Origin of the sequence: Spirillospora sp. CA-294931 (assembly GCF_050946795.1) — a bacterium.
Classification (GTDB): Bacteria; Actinomycetota; Actinomycetes; order Streptosporangiales; family Streptosporangiaceae; genus Spirillospora.
Genome location: NZ_CP192006.1, coordinates 2,884,722 through 2,899,878, shown reverse-complemented (window position 1 = coordinate 2,899,878; position 15,157 = coordinate 2,884,722). Strand labels below are relative to the sequence as shown.

The 15,157-nt window shown below is 71.3% G+C and carries 16 protein-coding genes; 4 read left to right on the top strand and 12 right to left on the bottom strand.

The features are described 5' to 3' along the window. Positions 1-14: 14 nt before the first annotated feature. Genes cbbX through ACQPY4_RS12910 form a run of 3 tightly spaced genes read right to left on the bottom strand, consistent with a single transcriptional unit; the run spans position 15 to position 2,862 of the window. Entirely contained in the window at positions 15-1,007 is a 993-nt protein-coding gene (cbbX, locus tag ACQPY4_RS12920) for a CbbX protein (protein ID WP_433335845.1), read from the bottom strand. Beyond that, a complete protein-coding gene (locus ACQPY4_RS12915; RefSeq protein ID WP_433335843.1) occupies positions 1,004-1,429 on the bottom strand; it encodes a ribulose bisphosphate carboxylase small subunit in 426 nt (141 codons plus the stop codon). The genes cbbX and ACQPY4_RS12915 overlap by 4 nt, the downstream gene beginning before the upstream one ends. Next, a complete protein-coding gene (locus ACQPY4_RS12910; protein ID WP_433335841.1) occupies positions 1,429-2,862 on the bottom strand; it encodes a form I ribulose bisphosphate carboxylase large subunit in 1,434 nt (477 codons plus the stop codon). The genes ACQPY4_RS12915 and ACQPY4_RS12910 overlap by 1 nt, the downstream gene beginning before the upstream one ends. Before the next feature lie 171 nt (positions 2,863-3,033). Here ACQPY4_RS12910 and ACQPY4_RS12905 point away from each other — a divergent pair, with 171 nt between their 5' ends. After that, entirely contained in the window at positions 3,034-3,936 is a 903-nt protein-coding gene (locus ACQPY4_RS12905) for a LysR family transcriptional regulator (RefSeq protein ID WP_433335839.1), read from the top strand. Next, a complete protein-coding gene (locus tag ACQPY4_RS12900) occupies positions 3,933-5,117 on the top strand; it encodes a saccharopine dehydrogenase family protein (protein ID WP_433335837.1) in 1,185 nt (394 codons plus the stop codon). The genes ACQPY4_RS12905 and ACQPY4_RS12900 overlap by 4 nt, the downstream gene beginning before the upstream one ends. On the opposite strand, the gene ACQPY4_RS12895 is transcribed toward ACQPY4_RS12900, so the two are convergent. Together ACQPY4_RS12895 and ACQPY4_RS12890 are read right to left on the bottom strand one after the other, a co-directional pair. Next, positions 5,114-6,244 (bottom strand): ATP-binding protein, encoded by a 1,131-nt coding sequence (locus ACQPY4_RS12895; RefSeq protein WP_433335835.1) that lies wholly within the window; start codon positions 6,242-6,244, stop codon positions 5,114-5,116. The genes ACQPY4_RS12900 and ACQPY4_RS12895 overlap by 4 nt on opposite strands. Then, positions 6,241-6,897, bottom strand: coding sequence for a response regulator (locus tag ACQPY4_RS12890; RefSeq protein ID WP_433335833.1), 657 nt, complete (start codon positions 6,895-6,897; stop codon positions 6,241-6,243). The genes ACQPY4_RS12895 and ACQPY4_RS12890 overlap by 4 nt, the downstream gene beginning before the upstream one ends. Before the next feature lie 181 nt (positions 6,898-7,078). Here ACQPY4_RS12890 and ACQPY4_RS12885 point away from each other — a divergent pair, with 181 nt between their 5' ends. Next, positions 7,079-8,029: a phosphoribulokinase gene (locus ACQPY4_RS12885; RefSeq protein ID WP_433338906.1), complete on the top strand. Its 951-nt coding sequence runs from the start codon at positions 7,079-7,081 to the stop codon at positions 8,027-8,029. A gap of 161 nt (positions 8,030-8,190) precedes the next feature. Here the strand turns inward: ACQPY4_RS12885 and ACQPY4_RS12880 are convergent, their stop codons facing one another. From ACQPY4_RS12880 to ACQPY4_RS12855, 6 genes are all read right to left on the bottom strand, one after another. Further along, on the bottom strand, positions 8,191-9,270 hold the full coding sequence (locus ACQPY4_RS12880) for a potassium channel family protein (protein WP_433335831.1): 1,080 nt from the start codon (positions 9,268-9,270) through the stop codon (positions 8,191-8,193). A gap of 154 nt (positions 9,271-9,424) precedes the next feature. After that, positions 9,425-9,760 (bottom strand): hypothetical protein, encoded by a 336-nt coding sequence (locus ACQPY4_RS12875; protein ID WP_433335829.1) that lies wholly within the window; start codon positions 9,758-9,760, stop codon positions 9,425-9,427. Between the two features lie 69 nt (positions 9,761-9,829). Beyond that, positions 9,830-10,288 (bottom strand): peroxiredoxin, encoded by a 459-nt coding sequence (locus ACQPY4_RS12870; protein ID WP_433335827.1) that lies wholly within the window; start codon positions 10,286-10,288, stop codon positions 9,830-9,832. A 121-nt stretch (positions 10,289-10,409) separates the two neighbouring features. Then, on the bottom strand, positions 10,410-10,838 hold the full coding sequence (locus ACQPY4_RS12865; protein ID WP_433335825.1) for a DUF3052 domain-containing protein: 429 nt from the start codon (positions 10,836-10,838) through the stop codon (positions 10,410-10,412). Between the two features lie 226 nt (positions 10,839-11,064). Then, positions 11,065-11,472, bottom strand: coding sequence for a secondary thiamine-phosphate synthase enzyme YjbQ (locus tag ACQPY4_RS12860; RefSeq protein WP_433335823.1), 408 nt, complete (start codon positions 11,470-11,472; stop codon positions 11,065-11,067). A 34-nt stretch (positions 11,473-11,506) separates the two neighbouring features. Further along, on the bottom strand, positions 11,507-11,698 hold the full coding sequence (locus ACQPY4_RS12855; protein ID WP_433335821.1) for a DUF1918 domain-containing protein: 192 nt from the start codon (positions 11,696-11,698) through the stop codon (positions 11,507-11,509). A gap of 261 nt (positions 11,699-11,959) precedes the next feature. Between ACQPY4_RS12855 and aceE the strand changes: the two genes are divergently transcribed. Continuing rightward, complete coding sequence (gene aceE / locus ACQPY4_RS12850) at positions 11,960-14,719, top strand: pyruvate dehydrogenase (acetyl-transferring), homodimeric type (protein WP_433335819.1); 2,760 nt, start codon at positions 11,960-11,962, stop codon at positions 14,717-14,719. Positions 14,720-14,835: 116 nt separating this feature from the next. On the opposite strand, the gene ACQPY4_RS12845 is transcribed toward aceE, so the two are convergent. Further along, the gene (locus ACQPY4_RS12845; protein ID WP_433335817.1) at positions 14,836-14,988 is read right to left on the bottom strand and encodes a hypothetical protein; all 153 of its coding nucleotides are present in this window, start codon (positions 14,986-14,988) and stop codon (positions 14,836-14,838) included. Positions 14,989-15,157 lie beyond the last annotated feature (169 nt).

The window sequence follows — 15,157 nt, the reverse complement described above, 5'->3', positions numbered from 1 at the left end:
GCGTTCCGATGTGATCACCGTCGCAGTGCGAAGACCCGGCTGGACAGGAAGTCCTCGGGACGCAGCGTGGTCAGGTCGTCCCGGGTCACCTCCGTGCGGGCCGCGACCAGGCGGTTGGCGTGCCGCAGGCGGGCCCGGTCGATGGCGTTGCGGACCGAGCGGGCGTTGGCGAAGCGCGGCTGGTCGCGGCGCAGGTCGAGGTAGTCGCGGAACACCGGGACGGCGTCGTCGGCGAGCGTGTAGCCCTCGCGTTCCATCATCAGGTGGCCGATGGCCTCCAGTTCCCCGGTGGCGTAGTCGGGGAAGTCGATGTGGTGGGCGATGCGCGAGCTCATGCCGGGATTGGACGCGAAGAAGGAGTCCATCCGGTCCTTGTAGCCCGCCAGGACGACGACCAGGTCGTCCCGCTGGTTCTCCATGACCTGGAGGAGGATCTCGATGGCCTCCTGGCCGTAGTCGCGCTCGTTCTCGGCCCGGTACAGGTAGTAGGCCTCGTCGATGAACAGGACGCCGCCCATCGCCCGCTTGAGCACCTCCTTGGTCTTGGGCGCGGTGTGCCCGACGTACTGGCCGACCAGGTCGTCGCGGGTGACCGAGACCAGGTGGCCGCGCCGGACGTAGCCGAGGGTGTGCAGCAGCTCGGCCAGGCGTCCGGCGACGGTGGTCTTGCCCGTGCCGGGGCTGCCGGTGAAGCACATGTGCAGGTTGGGCCGGGCGGAGTCGATGCCGAACCGGGACCTGACCCGGTCGACCAGGAGCAGGGCGGCGATCTCCCTGATCCTGGTCTTGACCGGGGCCAGCCCGACCAGCTCGGTGTCGAGCGAGGCGAGCACGTCGTCCACCCGAGATTCCGCCCGCTCGCGGGCGAGGTCGACGCGGGCGTCCGGGGGGAGGGGCTCGGCCGCGTCCGCCGGACGGGACTCCCCGGCGGCGGCTTCAGCGGATGGGGCCGCCGCCGGGGAGCCGTTCTGGACGGGACGCATCCCGAACCCGAGCCGTTCGCTCATCGCTGGCCGTACCGTTCGCCCTGGGGACGGTCCAGCGCATACGGGTGCATCCGCACGCGGACGCGCCGGTCGCTGGTCTCCTCGCGGTCCAGCCGGAACCCGGGCTCGTGGGCGGGACGCTGGACGATGAACGACAACGCGGTGGTCTGGCGCCCGTAGCGGGCGTCGTAGGCGTTGAACCGGATGTACTGGTCGGGGTAGGCGCGCCTGCACTCGTTCACTTCGAGCAGGGCTCCGGCCGGGTCGGCGAGGTCGAACATCGGCAGGCCCCACATCTCCCAGTAGGAGTTGCGCGGGTGCGGGTCGTCGGTGAACTCGATCGAGCAGGACCAGCCCTGCTCCAGCGCGTAGGCGACCTGGGCGGCGATCTCCTCGTCGGTCAGGTCGGGGAGGTGGGAGAAGGTTCCCTGGGTGATCCGCATCAGAGGCTCACAGGTGTCTCGACGACGTCGGGGGTGTCGGTGGACTCGTAGGTGAAGGTGATGTCGCCCCAGGTGGACAGGGCGACGTCGAGCTCGCGGCTGCGCTTGGCGGCGGCGCGCAGGAGGTCGGGGCCCTCCTTGCGGAAGTCGCGGCCCTCGTTCCGCGCCTTGATCATCGCCTCCAGCGCGACGCGGTTGGCGGTGGCCCCGGCGGCGATGCCCATCGGGTGGCCGATCGTCCCGCCGCCGAACTGGAGGATGACGTCCTCGCCGAGGTGGTCGAGGAGCTGGTGCATCTGCCCGGCGTGGATGCCCCCGGACGCCACCGGCATCACCCCGGGGAGCGAGGCCCACTCCTGGTCGAAGTACAGGCCCTTGGCCGGGTCGGCGGCGATCTTGTCGAGGCGGAGGGTGTCGTAGAACCCGGCGACGCTGGCCGGGTCGCCCTCCAGCTTGCCGACGACCGTCCCGGCGTGGATGTGGTCGACGCCCGCCAGCCGCATCCACTTGGCGATGACGCGGAAGCTGACGCCGTGGTTCTTCTGCCGCGTGTAGGTGGAGTGCCCGGCGCGGTGCAGGTGCAGCAGGACGCCGTTGGCCCGCGCCCACTTGGCCATCGACTGGATCGCGGTGTAGCCGATCGTCAGGTCGATCATGATGACGACGGTGCCGAGGTCGCGGGCGAACTCGGACCGCTCGTACATGTCCTCCATCGTCCCGGCGGTGACGTTGAGGTAGTGGCCTTTGACCTCGCCCGTGGCGGCCTGGGCCTTGTTGACGCCCTCCATGCAGTACAGGAAGCGGTCGCGCCAGCGCATGAACGGCTGGGAGTTGATGTTCTCGTCGTCCTTGGTGAAGTCGAGACCGCCGCGCAGGGCCTCGTAGACGACGCGTCCGTAGTTGCGGGCCGACAGGCCGAGCTTGGGCTTGACGGTCGCGCCGAGCAGCGGGCGGCCGAACTTGCCGAGGTACTCGCGCTCCATCACGATGCCGTGCGCGGGGCCCTGGAACGTCTTGACGTAGTGGGCCGGGATCCGCATGTCCTCCAGGCGCAGCGCCTTGAGCGCCTTGAACCCGAAGACGTTGCCGATGATCGACGACGTCAGGTTCGCGATCGACCCTTCCTCGAACAAATCGAGGTCGTAGGCGATGTACGCAATGAACTGCCCCTCCTGCCCTGGGACGGGCTCCACCCGGTAGCACTTGGCCTGGTAGTTCTCGTAGGACGTGAGGCGGTCGGTCCACACCACCGTCCAGGTGGCCGTGGACGACTCGCCCGCGACCGCCGCGCCCGCCTCCTCCGGCGGCACGCCGGGCTGCGGCGTGATCCGGAAGGCGGCGAGGATGTCGCTGTCCTTCGGCGTGTAGTCCGGCCGCCAGTAGCCCATCTCGGCGTAGGGGATCACGCCCGCCGACCATCTGCCCGCGCTCATCGTCCGCTCCTCCGATTCGACGGGCCGCGGCGCGCCGCCCCTAGAAGGGACGGCTTGCCAGGGGGCGGGACGACGCACCGCGGCCCGGGTCAGGTGTGTCCGTGGACAGCCCGAGCCTCCCCCGGCGATACTTGCGATGTCCATCAAGGATTTCCAGCCGACCATCAAGTGATGACTGAATCCAGACTGCGCTCGTTCGTCGCCCTGGCCGACACCGGGTCGGTACGCTCGGCCGCCCGGCGGCTCTACGTCACCGAGTCGGCGGTGTCGGCCGCCGTCACCGCCCTGTCCCGCGAGCTGGGGCTTCCGCTGGTCGAGCGGGAGGGCCGCGGCGTACGGCTGACCCCCGCCGGGACGGCCTACGCCACCTACGCCCGCCAGGTGCTCGGCCTGCTCGAACAGGGACGCGCCGCCGCCCGGGGCGCGGCCGACCCGGCCCGGGGGCCGCTGCGGCTCGCCGCCGTGACCACCGCCGCCGACCAGATCCTGCCGTCGCTGCTGGCGGGCTTCCGGCGCCGCTGGCCCGAGGTGGACCTCACCCTGGAGGTCGGCCCGAGCCGCCAGGTCTGGACGAGCCTGGCCGACCACTCGGCCGATCTCGTCCTGGCGGGGCGTCCTCCCCCGGGGGCCCCGGCGACCGTGCTGGCCCGCCGTCCCAACGGACTGGTGATCGTCGGCTCCCCCGAGCAGGCCGAGGGCTTCGCGCTGGACACGACGCCGTGGGTGATGCGCGAGCCCGGCTCGGGGACGCGCGTGACCGCCGAGACCTACCTGGCCGGACGCAACGTCGCGCCGCCCCGGCTGGTCCTGGGCTCTAACGGCGCCGTGGTCGCGGGCGCCGCCGAGGGGCTCGGGGTCGCGCTGGTCTCGCGGGACGCGGTCGGCGCCCATCTGGCCGACGGCCGTCTGGAGATCATCGACGCCCCCGGGACCCCGATGAGCCGCCCGTGGCACGCCGTCGGGGGCGCCGTCCCGACCCCCACGACGCGCCTGTTCGTCGCCCACCTGCTCGCCGCGCCCGGCTGGCTGACAGAATCGGATTCGGCAGACCGGTCTCCGAAGGGCTCTCCATGACCAGCGATCGCTCCTACGACCTCGTCCTGTTCGGCGCCACCGGGTTCACCGGCGCCCTGACCGCCGAGTACCTCGCCGCGCACGCGCCCCCCGGCACCCGCTGGGCCCTGGCGGGACGCAACCCGGCCAAGCTGGAGGCCGTGCGCGAACGGCTCGCCGCGATCGATCCGGCCTGCAAGGACCTGCCGCTCCTGCACGCCGACACCACCGACGCGCCCTCGCTGCGGGCCGTGGCCGAGGCCGCCCGGGTCGTGATCACCACGGTCGGCCCGTACGCCGAGCACGGCGAGCCCCTGGTCGCGGCCTGCGCCCGCGCCGGGACCGACTACGTCGACCTCACCGGCGAGCCCACGTTCGTGAACCGGATGTACGTGCTCCACCACGAGGAGGCCGTGCGCAGCGGCGCCCGGATCGTCCACGCGTGCGGGTTCGACTCCGTCCCGCACGACCTGGGCGCCTACTACACCGTCAAGCGGCTCCCCGAGGACGTCCCCCTGCACGTCGAGGGCTTCGTGCGCGCCAAGGGCGACATCTCCGGCGGGACGCTGCACTCGGCCGTCGGCATCTTCTCCGACGTCCCGGGCATGATCCGCGCCGAGCGCGAGCGCAGGCGGATCGAGCCGCGTCCCGAGGGGCGGCGCGTGCGGATCTCCCAGCGCCCCACGCCCCGCGCGGCCCTCGGCAAGGGCTGGACGCTGCCCATGCAGTCGATCGACCCGCAGATCGTCGTCCGCTCGGCCGCCGCGCTCGACCGCTACGGACCCGACTTCACCTACGGGCACTTCGTCGCGGTCAGGCGCCTGGCCACCGCCGTCGGCATGGCGGGCGGGCTGCTCGGCACGATCGCGCTCGCCCAGCTCCCGCCCACCCGCTCGCTGCTGCTGCGGCTGCGCAAGCCCGGCGACGGCCCGTCCCCCGAGCGCCGCGCCGAGCACTGGTTCAGCGTCAAGTTCGTGGGCGAGGGGGGTGGCCGCCGGGTGGTCACCGAGGTCGCGGGCGGCGACGCGGGCTACGACGAGACCGCCAAGATGCTGGCCGAGTCGGCCCTGTGCCTGGCGGGCGACGACCTGCCCGCGACGGCGGGCCAGGTCACCACCGCCCAGGCCATGGGCGACGCCCTGATCGCCCGGCTCGTCAAGGCGGGCCTGACGTTCCGGGTGCTGTCCGACGAGGCCGTCTAGCGGCCCGGAGGACGGGGGATGACGGCCTCGACCGTGGTGCCGCCGCCGGGACGGCTGGTGACGGTGACCCGGCCGCCGAGCAGCTCGGCGCGCTCGGTCATGCCGCGCAGCCCGTAGGAGTCGGGACGGCGGCCCGTGCGTCCCCGGGGCGCCAGGACGTCGCGGACCGAGAACCCGATGCCGTCGTCCACCACCGTCAGGCGGACCCGGTCGCCGCCGTGCTCCAGCAGCAGGTCGACGCAGGACGCCTCCGCGTGCCGCAGCGCGTTGCCGACCGCCTCCTGGGCGATGCGGTACAGCGCCGTCTGGACGTGGTCGGGCAGGGCGCCGTCCAGCTCGCCGGCCACGGTCACGGTCACGTCGATCGAGCGGTGCCTGCCGCCCGCCTCGCGGGCCAGCGTCGCCAGGGCGGCGGGCAGGCCCAGGTCGTCCAGGACGGGCGGGCGCAGCCCCCCGATCGCCGCGCGGGTCTCGGCGGCGGCCAGGTCGCACAGCTCGCGGGCCAGGACGATCTGCCCGGCCGCCTCGGGATGGTGGTCGGGCAGCGCGCCCTGCGCCGCCGACAGGTGGAAGCCCAGGCTGGCCAGGCGCTGGGCGATCCCGTCGTGGATCTCGCGGCTCAGCCGCGAGCGCTCGGCCTCCTGGGCCTCGACGGCGCGCTCGGCGAACCGCTCGGCCGCGTGCTCGCGCTCCTGCGCGCCGCGCAGCGCCCGGCACGAGCTCAGGACGGGCGCGAACAGCTCGCCCAGGGCCGTGGCCAGCGCGACGTCCTCGTCCAGGCAGCGCCCGGCGGCGCGCACGTCCACCACCGCGACCGTCGCGCGGCCCGCGTGGACGGGGATCGCCACGCCGCGCCCGTCGGGGTGCGTCCTGGCCCGGCCGTGCGCGGCGACCCACCCGATGTCGCCCTCCCCCAGCGGGACGGACGGCCCGCCGCTCCCTTCCAGCGCGCGCTCGTCCTCGTCCAGGACGTAGACGTCGCAGAAGGTCAGCGCCTTGGCCGAGCGGACGACCAGCCCGGCCAGGTCGTCGGCCATCCCGGGCAGCTCGCGCTCGGAGCAGGCGACCGACACCACCCGGACCAGCAGGTCGTGGCCGTGTCCGGCCAGCAGTTCGAGCGGGGTCACCGGAACAGGCCCTCGCGCAGCGCGATGGCGATCGCCGCCGAGCGGTCGGTCACCTCCAGCTTGCGGTACAGCGCCCGCAGATGGCTCTTGACCGTCTCCTCGCTCAGCACGAGCCGGGCCGCGATCGCCTTGTTCGACAGGCCGCCGACCAGCAGCGACAGCACCTCGCTCTCGCGCTGGGTGAGCCCGCGGTTGGCGCCGGGCCAGAACTCGCCGCGGGTGAGCCGCGCCGCCGTGACCGCCATCCGCCCGGCCAGCGTCGGGTCGACCACGGTCTCGCCCTGGGTGACCTCCTCCAGGCGCCGGACGAGCTCGGCCCCGTCCACCCGCTTGAGCAGGTAACCGCCCGCCCCGGCGCGCAGGGCCTCGAAGACGTACTGCTCGTCGTCGTACACCGACAGGAACACCACCCGCGACTCCGGCACCCGGCCGGTCAGGGCCCGGCACAGGTCGAGCCCGCTTTCGGGGCCGAGCCGCACGTCGAGCAGGACGACGTCCGGACGCAGCGTGGTGACCAGGCGGGTGGCGTCCTCGGCCGTCCCCGCCTGCCCCACGACGCGCACGCGCCCCGCGAAACCGGCCAGCATCGCCTGGAGGCCGGCGAGGATCATCTCGTGGTCGTCCACCAGGACGACACGTACGGGGGCGCTCATTCCGGCACGATAACAACCGGAAGCTACCGACCAGTAGCACCGACGGCGCCAGGCTTCCGGACAATTCACCCCCCGACTCACCTGATTGGGGGACGAACCGCTCACACCGCCGTTCTACGGTCCGTGAGACGACAGAACGCCGCCGGACGGAGGACCCCAGGTGCCCCATCGGATCGTGCATATGCTCCGGGCGCGCGGCTCGGGACGCCGCCCCGTCATGCTCGCCATCGCCGGGGACAGCGCGGCGGGCAAGACGACACTGACCAGGGGGCTCGTGCAGTGCCTGGGGGCCGACCGCATGACCGCGGTCTGCGTGGACGACTACCACCGCTATGACCGCCGGGAGCGCGCGGGCAAGCCGTTCACGGCGCTGCACCCCGACTGCAACCACATCGACATCATGGAGCAGCACCTGCAACTGCTCTCCATGGGAGAGCCCATCCTCAAGCCGGTCTACGACCACGCGACGGGCGAGCTCGTCCGTCCCGAGCTGGTCCAGCCGCGCGACTTCGTGATCGTCGAGGGCCTGCTGCCGCTGCACACGCGGCTGGCCCGCGCCTGCTTCGACATCACCGTCTACCTCGACCCGCCCGAACGGCTCCGGCACGCCTGGAAGGTCCGCCGCGACTGCGACAAGCGCGGCTACACGCCCGAGCAGGTCAGGGCCGAGCTGGAGCGGCGCGAGCCCGAGAGCGCCGCCTACATCAGGCCCCAGCGCCGCTGGGCCGACATCGTCGTCCGCTTCGCCCCCGTCGCGGGCCGCAGCGACCCGCCGGGGACACCCCTCTCAGCCGAGCTCCTGCTGCGCCCCACCATCGACCATCCCGAGCTCGGGACGGTCATCGGCGACGCCGAGCCCGGGGCCGGGTCCGGCGAGACCGCCATGCACCTGCGGCTCCACCGCGACACCGACGGCCGCCCCGTGGACGCCCTGCATGTCCACGGCTATGTCTCACCGGAGGAATCGCAGGTCGTCAAGAAGGCCATCTGGGAGCGGCTCGGCGCCCCGACCGCCCTGGCCCCCGACGCCCTCGGCCTGTACGGCGACGGCGAGACCAGCGATCCGCTGGCCATCACGCAGCTCCTGCTGCTCTACCACCTGCTGGACGCCGACCGCCGCCAGGCGGCCTGACCTCGGCCACGACCTCGGTCGTCGCGGGGAGGCCCCGGGACACCCCTCCCGGGCCGCGCGGCCGGGCGGCCGGGAGGGCACCTCGTCGGGCGCGAGAGGTGCCTTTCCCGGCCCAAAGGCCGATGTGGCCCGCTCCGGCGGGCCGCATCGGCCCCCGTCTCTCAGGCGGTGGTCTGGCGTGCGGGAAGCGCATGCCAGGGGACCTCGGGACGGTCTGGGGAAACGATGGCCAGGGACTGGCCGCCCTTGATGGTCTCGCCCTCCTGGGCCGTCAGCCGGAAGCGCGCGTTGGGCAGGTGGGACTCGCCGACCGCCAGCAGGGTGCTCCCGCGCTGGAGCAGGAAGATCGCCACGTCCAGCCGGAGCCACTCGCCCGCGTCGTCGGGAACGTCGACCCGGTACAGGGACGAGTCGGAGTCGAGGGTGCTGGCCAGGTTGTGGTAGATCGAGCCGACCCCGGGGTTGCGGATCGCGACGGCCACCACGGCGGGGTCGTCGATGTCGACCGGCTCGACATCGCGGCTGATCAGGCTGAGCGCCTCGCTGATCTCCGAGCGGCGGCCGCCGTCCTGGACGCCCGCGAGCTTGTGGATGCGCGGGCGGTCGTGCTTGCGCAGGTACGCGCACACGCCCAGCATGACCCGGACGGTCTCGTCGTCGGTGCGGGCCGAGACCAGCACCGTCCGCGCGTCCTGCATGGCCGCGCGCTCGTAGGCGGTGTCGTCGAAGGCGACCACGTCGTAGAGATCGGGGTCGGGGTTCTCGCCCGCGAGCTGCCCGTCCCAGAAGAGGCTGACCACCGGGGTCTTCACGAACTCGGGGTCGGCGCGCAGCTGCTCGACCACCGCGCGCAGCGCCGAGCGGTCATAGCCGATGATCACGACATGGTCGCGGTGATGGAACCGAGCGTGCCCCGTCGCCTTCATGGTCCTGCCCTTCGCCATCCAGAGTGTCAGCTCCGCGAACAGCATCAGCCCCGCGGTGAGCCCGGCGACCACCACCATCGCGCCGCCGATCCGCCCGCCCGCGGTCTCGGGGAACAGGTCACCGTAGCCGACCGTCGTGCCGCTGACGAAGAAGTACCAGAGGTAGTTGTGCGGCTGCTTGATGTCGGCCCCGGGCTTCTCGAACAGCGCGATGAGCACCCAGCCGAGCACCGCGGCCGCCACCAGCACCAGCGCCGGCGCGCGCCAGGTCCGGTTCGTGAGCCGATGGATCACGCGCAACACCAGGTAAGGCATCGGCGCTCCCCCGTTCCGCTTTCTCCACAAATGCTTGCGACGCAGCGTGGCAGGCCGTAAATACCGCGTCAAGCAGCAAGTCGGACGGGCGTCACCCGTCCAGATGCCCCTCCCTCACCACCCGAAACGTGGGTTTCGGACCTCCGGGCGGGCGTCAGGTCGCCGGACCGCGCTTGAGGACGCGGTTCAGCGCGGCGGCCACTTCCTCCGAAAGACCGGAGTCGGCGGGCTGGGCCCCAGAGGGCACCAGATCACCCCCGGGGGTGGCCTCGCGGGTGTGGCCGCAATCACGGCACTCGATCTCGCCGAGACGGCAGACCAGTGCGGTCGAGCCGCAGGCGGCGCAGGCGTCGAGGTCGGCCGTCCAGTCGCGGCCGTCCTGGCAACCGGGGCAGACCAGCACCTGCCGGTCGGCCACCACCCCGCGCTTCCAGGGGCTCGGGCCCCGGACGGGGTCGGTCTGCCGCGCCCCGCAGCGGAAGCAGGGCATCACACCTCCAACGGTGCGGTGGCCGGGTGCGGCCGCGCTGCTCCGCGTGGCCGCACCCGGCCAGACTGCTCAGAGCTCGGCGAGTGCCTTGCGGTACTCGGCGAGGTCGCGCGCGTCGGCGACGGCGTTCACGACCTTCCAGCGGACGACGCCCTCGGTGTCGATGATGAAGGTGCCGCGCTCGGCGACACCCCGCTCCTCGTCGAAGACCCCGTACCGCTGCGCGGTCCCGCCGTGCGGCCAGAAGTCGGCCAGCAGCGGGAACTGGTACTTCTCCTGGTCGGCCCAGGTCCGCAGCGCGAACATGGAGTCGACCGAGACGGCCAGGACCTGGACGTCGTCACCCCCGAGCGTCGGGAGCTCGTCGCGGATCTCGCAGAGCTCCCCCGTGCACACGCCGCTGAAGGCGAGGGGGTAGAACACCAGGACGACGTTCTTGCGTCCCTGGAAGTCCGACAGCCTCACCGGGGTCCCGTGCTGGTCCTTCAGCTCGAAGTCCGGTGCCGCGTCGCCTACCTCGACCGCCAAATCCTCTCCCACATATCGTCCCCCGCGCGTGGCGGGGAAGGCCATCGGCCCACACGAGACGGCGGGCCCGCGGCCCAGTCTCGCATTCGGCCTCCGGTGGCCGGAAACCCCCCGTACCGCTCTACTTGTGCGCCTTCGGCGGGACCAGCCGGGTGCCCGACCACTCCTTCGCGGCGCTGACGCTCTTGGTCTGGGCCAGCCCGGCGGTGGTCGCGGCCTCCCCGATGTCACTCGGCTCCACGTGGCCGTCCCGGCCCGCCTTGGGCGTCAGGAGCCAGATGTGGCCGCCGTCGGCGAGCGGCGTCATCACATTGGTGAGGCCGTCGAAGAGGTCGCCGTCCTCTTCGCGCCACCACAGCAGCACGACATCGACCACATCGTCGTAGTCCTCGTCGACCAGCTCGGCCTCGATGACCGCCTCGACGGATTCGCGAAGCTCCTCGTCGACGTCGTCGTCGTAGCCGATCTCCTGCACCACCTGGTCCGGCTTGAAGCCGAGCCGTTCGGCCAGGCTGCTCTCAGACTGCGCCTGACCCGCGGTCGCGCTCACGAAAGTCCTCCCATGGTTGGTAGTCCGAGCGGTATCTGCCCCGCCACTTGGAATTGTCGGCCGGAAGACACCACTACGGGTTTGCGGGACAGTCCACACAAGCGAGGGGTCCTCGCGCAAGTGTCTTCGCGGCTTTTGGTGGCCTCATGGCCCTGATCACCGTGGTGACGGCGTCCGGTTCCCGGTCCTTGGTCACCGGACACCAACAGAGCGTAACAATTACCGCTCATCCCGCAAGAAAGGACAATCGCACCTTGCGCTCGGGATTGTCCACATTGAGGTCGATCAGGGCGATCGACTGCCAGGTTCCGAGCGCGGGACGTCCGGAAAGGACCGGGATCGTCGCGTACGGCGGGATGAGGGCGGGCATGACGTGCGACCGTCCGTGCCCCTTGGAGCCGTGGGAGTGCCGCCACCGGTCGTCGGCCGGCAGCAGGTCGTCCAGCGCGGCCAGCAGATCGTCGTCGCTGCCCGCGCCCAGCTCCAGGATCGCGACCCCGGCCGTGGCGTGCGGGACGAACACGTGCAGCAGCCCGTCCCCGCCCGCCTCGGCGGCGAAGCGCTCGCACTCGGCCGTGATGTCGTGCACGACCTCCCTGGTACCCGTGGTCACCTGGACCACCGTGCTCTTCATGAGTCGGTGTCTACCCGATCTTCGGGCCCGGAACTCACTCGTGGACGGGTGACTCCACCACGGAGTCGGGCCCCGGGTACACCATCCTTTCGCGCCCGTCCTTGAAACGGACGACGTAGGGCGGCGCACCGTCCGGGCCCCGGACCTCGATGATCTCTCCAGTCCTGTCGGCCTGCCCCACGGTGTTGCCGTGGATGTGCAGCCGGTCTCCGATCGTCGCTTGCATCTTTCCCCCAGGACGCGTGCCGACCGCACCGGCGCGGCCTGTCGAGCACGGCGTTCCTCTACCTACCCTCATACGAGACGGCTTCAGAGCCAAGAGACCTTCGAAATTCGGGCTGTGAGGGGTCCGGTTCCGGCGCTGACCGGCGAGAATGGTTACCGGTTGGTAGAGATGCGTTAGCCGCTCCAAACGGCGACGATGGATCACGGAACACGACGACGATCAGTCGTTCCAGCAGAGAACGGTAAGCACAGAGGGGACCCCGTGGCTTCCGGACGTCAACGCTATTCGATCATCAGCGACGGTCTGCCGAGCCAGCTTCCGGACATCAATCCCGACGAGACCCGGGAGTGGCTGGAATCGCTGGACACGGTCATCAAGACCGAAGGCCGCAGCCGGGCGCGCTATGTGATGCTCCGGCTCCTGGAGCGGGCCCGCGAGCAGCAGGTCGGCGTCCCCGGCCTGCGCAGCACGGACTTCATCAACTCCATCCCGCCCGAGCACGAGCCCTGGTTCCCCGGCGACGAGCACGTCGAGCGGCGCATCCGCGCCTACATCCGGTGGAACGCGGCGATCATGGTGTCGCGGGCGAACCGTCCCGAACTCGGCGTCGGCGGCCACATCGCCACCTACGCCTCGGCCGCCTCCCTGTACGAGGTCGGCTTCAACCACTTCTTCCGCGGCAAGGACCACGGCGAGTCCGGCGACCAGGTCTTCATCCAGGGCCACGCCGCGCCGGGCATCTACGCCCGCGCCTTCCTCGAGGGCCGCCTGCCGCAGGGCAAGCTCGACGGCTTCCGCCAGGAGATGTCGCACCCGGGCGGCGGGCTGTCGTCCTACCCGCACCCGCGCCTCATGCCGGACTTCTGGGAGTTCCCCACCGTCTCCATGGGCCTGACCGCGATCGACTCGGTCTACCAGGCGCGCTTCAACCGCTACCTCTACAACCGCAAGATCAAGGACACGTCCCGCTCGCACGTGTGGGCGTTCCTGGGCGACGGCGAGATGGGCGAGCCCGAGTCGCTCGGCGCCATCGGCCTGGCCGCGCGCGAGGAGCTCGACAACCTCACCTTCGTGGTCAACTGCAACCTCCAGCAGCTGGACGGTCCCGTACGCGGCAACGGCAAGATCATCCAGGAGCTGGAGTCGTTCTTCCGCGGCGCGGGCTGGAACGTCATCAAGGTCGTCTGGGGCCGCGACTGGGACCCGCTGCTGGCGCAGGACGTCGACGGCGTGCTGGTCAACAAGATGAACACCACCCCCGACGGCCAGTTCCAGACCTACACGGTCGAGTCCGGCGAGTACATCCGCGACCACTTCTTCGGCGACGACCCGCGCCTGCGCAAGATGGTCGAGCACCTCTCCGACGACGAGCTGCGCAAGCTCTCCCGGGGCGGCCACGACTACCGCAAGGTCTACGCGGCGTTCAAGGCGGCCCGCGAGCACGTCGGCCAGCCGACGGTCATCCTCGCGCACACCATCAAGGGCTGGACGCTGGGCTCGGACTTCGAGGCCCGCAACGCCACCCACCAGATGAAGAAGCTCACCAAGGCCGAGCTCAAGGAGTTCCGCGACCGGCTCTACCTCGACATCCCGGACTCCGACCTGGAGGGCGACCTGCCGCCCTACTACCACCCGGGCGAAGACTCCGACGAGATCGAGTACATGCGCGAGCGCCGCGCGGCCCTCGGCGGCTTCCTGCCCAAGCGGATCGTCCGGGCCAAGCCGCTCAAGCTGCCCGGCGACCCGGTCTACGCCGAGCTGAAGAAGGGCTCGGGCAAGCAGAACGTCGCCACCACGATGGCGTTCGTCCGCCTGCTCAAGGACCTGATCAAGGACGAGAACATCGGTGCCCGGTTCGTCCCGATCGCCCCCGACGAGTACCGCACGTTCGGCATGGACTCGCTGTTCCCGACGTCCAAGATCTACTCGCCGCACGGGCAGACCTACGAGGGCGTCGACCGCAAGCTGCTGCTGTCGTACAAGGAGTCCGAGCAGGGGCAGATGCTGCACGAGGGCATCAGCGAGGCCGGCTCGATGGCGTCCACCATCGCCGCGGGCACGTCCTACGCCACCCACGGCGAGCACATGATCCCGATCTACATCTTCTACTCGATGTTCGGGTTCCAGCGCACCGGCGACCAGATGTGGGCGCTGGGCGACCAGATGGGCCGGGGCTTCCTGCTGGGAGCCACCGCCGGACGCACCACGCTCACCGGTGAGGGCCTCCAGCACGCCGACGGCCACTCGCCCCTGATCGCCGCGACCAACCCGGCCTGCGTCCACTACGACCCCACGTGGGCGTTCGAGCTGGCGCACATCACCCAGGACGCCCTGCGCCGCATGTACGGCGACCCGGGCGAGGACGTCTTCTACTACCTGACCATCTACAACGAGCCCTACCAGCAGCCCGCCGAGCCCGAGAACCTCGACGTCGAGGGCCTCCTCAAGGGCCTGTACCGCTACAAGGAGGCCACCGACGGCGGCGGCCCGAAGGCCCAGATCATGGCCTCCGGCGTCGCGGGCCGCTGGGCCCTGGAGGCCCAGCGCCTGCTGGCCGAAGAATGGGGCGTGGCCGCCGACGTCTGGTCGGCCACCTCGTGGAACGAGCTCACCCGCGAGGCCCAGGCCTGCGACGAGTACAACCTGCTGAACCCCGACGCCGAGCAGCGCGTCCCCTACGTCACCCGGACGCTGGAGAACCTGCCCGGCCCGATCGTCGCGGTCTCGGACTTCATGCGGGCCGTCCCCGACCAGATCGCCCCGTGGGTCCCCGGCGACTACACGGCGCTGGGCACCGACGGCTACGGCTTCTCCGACACCCGAGCCGCCGCCCGGCGCTTCTTCCACGTCGACTCGGCCTCGATCGTCCTGGCTGTCCTCACCCGCCTGGTCCGCAACGGCGAACTCAAGCCCGAGACCCTCCAGCAGGCGATCGAGCGCTACAACCTCAACGCCGACGTCGCCACCGCCTTCGCCGGCGGCGTCCAAACCGCCGAAAGCAACACCGGCGGCGACGCCTGACCAGAACAAACAGAGGCGGGATCCCGGAGGTGTAGGCCGCGATCCCCTGCTGATCGAACACCGGCCCAGGGGCTCGCCCCTGGGCCGGTGTTCTGGCAAGTGCCTCCCCGGCCCGGCTACTTGCGGGTCTTCGGAGCCTCAGGCCTGTCATTCGGCTTCAGGCACATCGGCGGCTGCTCGCCCTTGGGCTTGATGAACCTGATCTTCCGCGGCTCGGCGGGCTCGCCCTTGCCTGGCTTGACCTCGCCGCCTTCCGGCGCCTTGAGCACGCGAACCAAACGGCTTTGCCGGGTTTGGTGGCGTGGTGAGCCGCCCTCTCAATGCCGGGCGGATCGCTCCGGCCTCGGTTGCGGGACTTGGGTGATCTTGGGGGCGCGGGAAGGGGTGTGGGGGGCGGAGCCCCCCCACACGGGGTTTGGGGCGGAGCCCCAAGGGGGC

Bases quoted from the DNA above. Each gene is read 5' to 3' on its own strand.
- ACQPY4_RS12910 (WP_433335841.1), bottom strand. From the start codon at position 2,862: ATGAGCGCGGGCAGATGGTCGGCGGGCGTGATCCCCTACGCCGAGATG.
- ACQPY4_RS12885 (WP_433338906.1), top strand. From the start codon at position 7,079: ATGCTCCGGGCGCGCGGCTCGGGACGCCGCCCCGTCATGCTCGCCATC.
- ACQPY4_RS12890 (WP_433335833.1), bottom strand. From the start codon at position 6,897: ATGAGCGCCCCCGTACGTGTCGTCCTGGTGGACGACCACGAGATGATC.
- ACQPY4_RS12875 (WP_433335829.1), bottom strand. From the start codon at position 9,760: ATGCCCTGCTTCCGCTGCGGGGCGCGGCAGACCGACCCCGTCCGGGGC.
- cbbX (WP_433335845.1), bottom strand. From the start codon at position 1,007: ATGAGCGAACGGCTCGGGTTCGGGATGCGTCCCGTCCAGAACGGCTCC.
- ACQPY4_RS12905 (WP_433335839.1), top strand. From the start codon at position 3,034: ATGACTGAATCCAGACTGCGCTCGTTCGTCGCCCTGGCCGACACCGGG.
- ACQPY4_RS12900 (WP_433335837.1), top strand. From the start codon at position 3,933: ATGACCAGCGATCGCTCCTACGACCTCGTCCTGTTCGGCGCCACCGGG.
- ACQPY4_RS12855 (WP_433335821.1), bottom strand. From the start codon at position 11,698: ATGCAAGCGACGATCGGAGACCGGCTGCACATCCACGGCAACACCGTG.
- ACQPY4_RS12880 (WP_433335831.1), bottom strand. From the start codon at position 9,270: ATGCCTTACCTGGTGTTGCGCGTGATCCATCGGCTCACGAACCGGACC.
- ACQPY4_RS12860 (WP_433335823.1), bottom strand. From the start codon at position 11,472: ATGAAGAGCACGGTGGTCCAGGTGACCACGGGTACCAGGGAGGTCGTG.
- ACQPY4_RS12915 (WP_433335843.1), bottom strand. From the start codon at position 1,429: ATGCGGATCACCCAGGGAACCTTCTCCCACCTCCCCGACCTGACCGAC.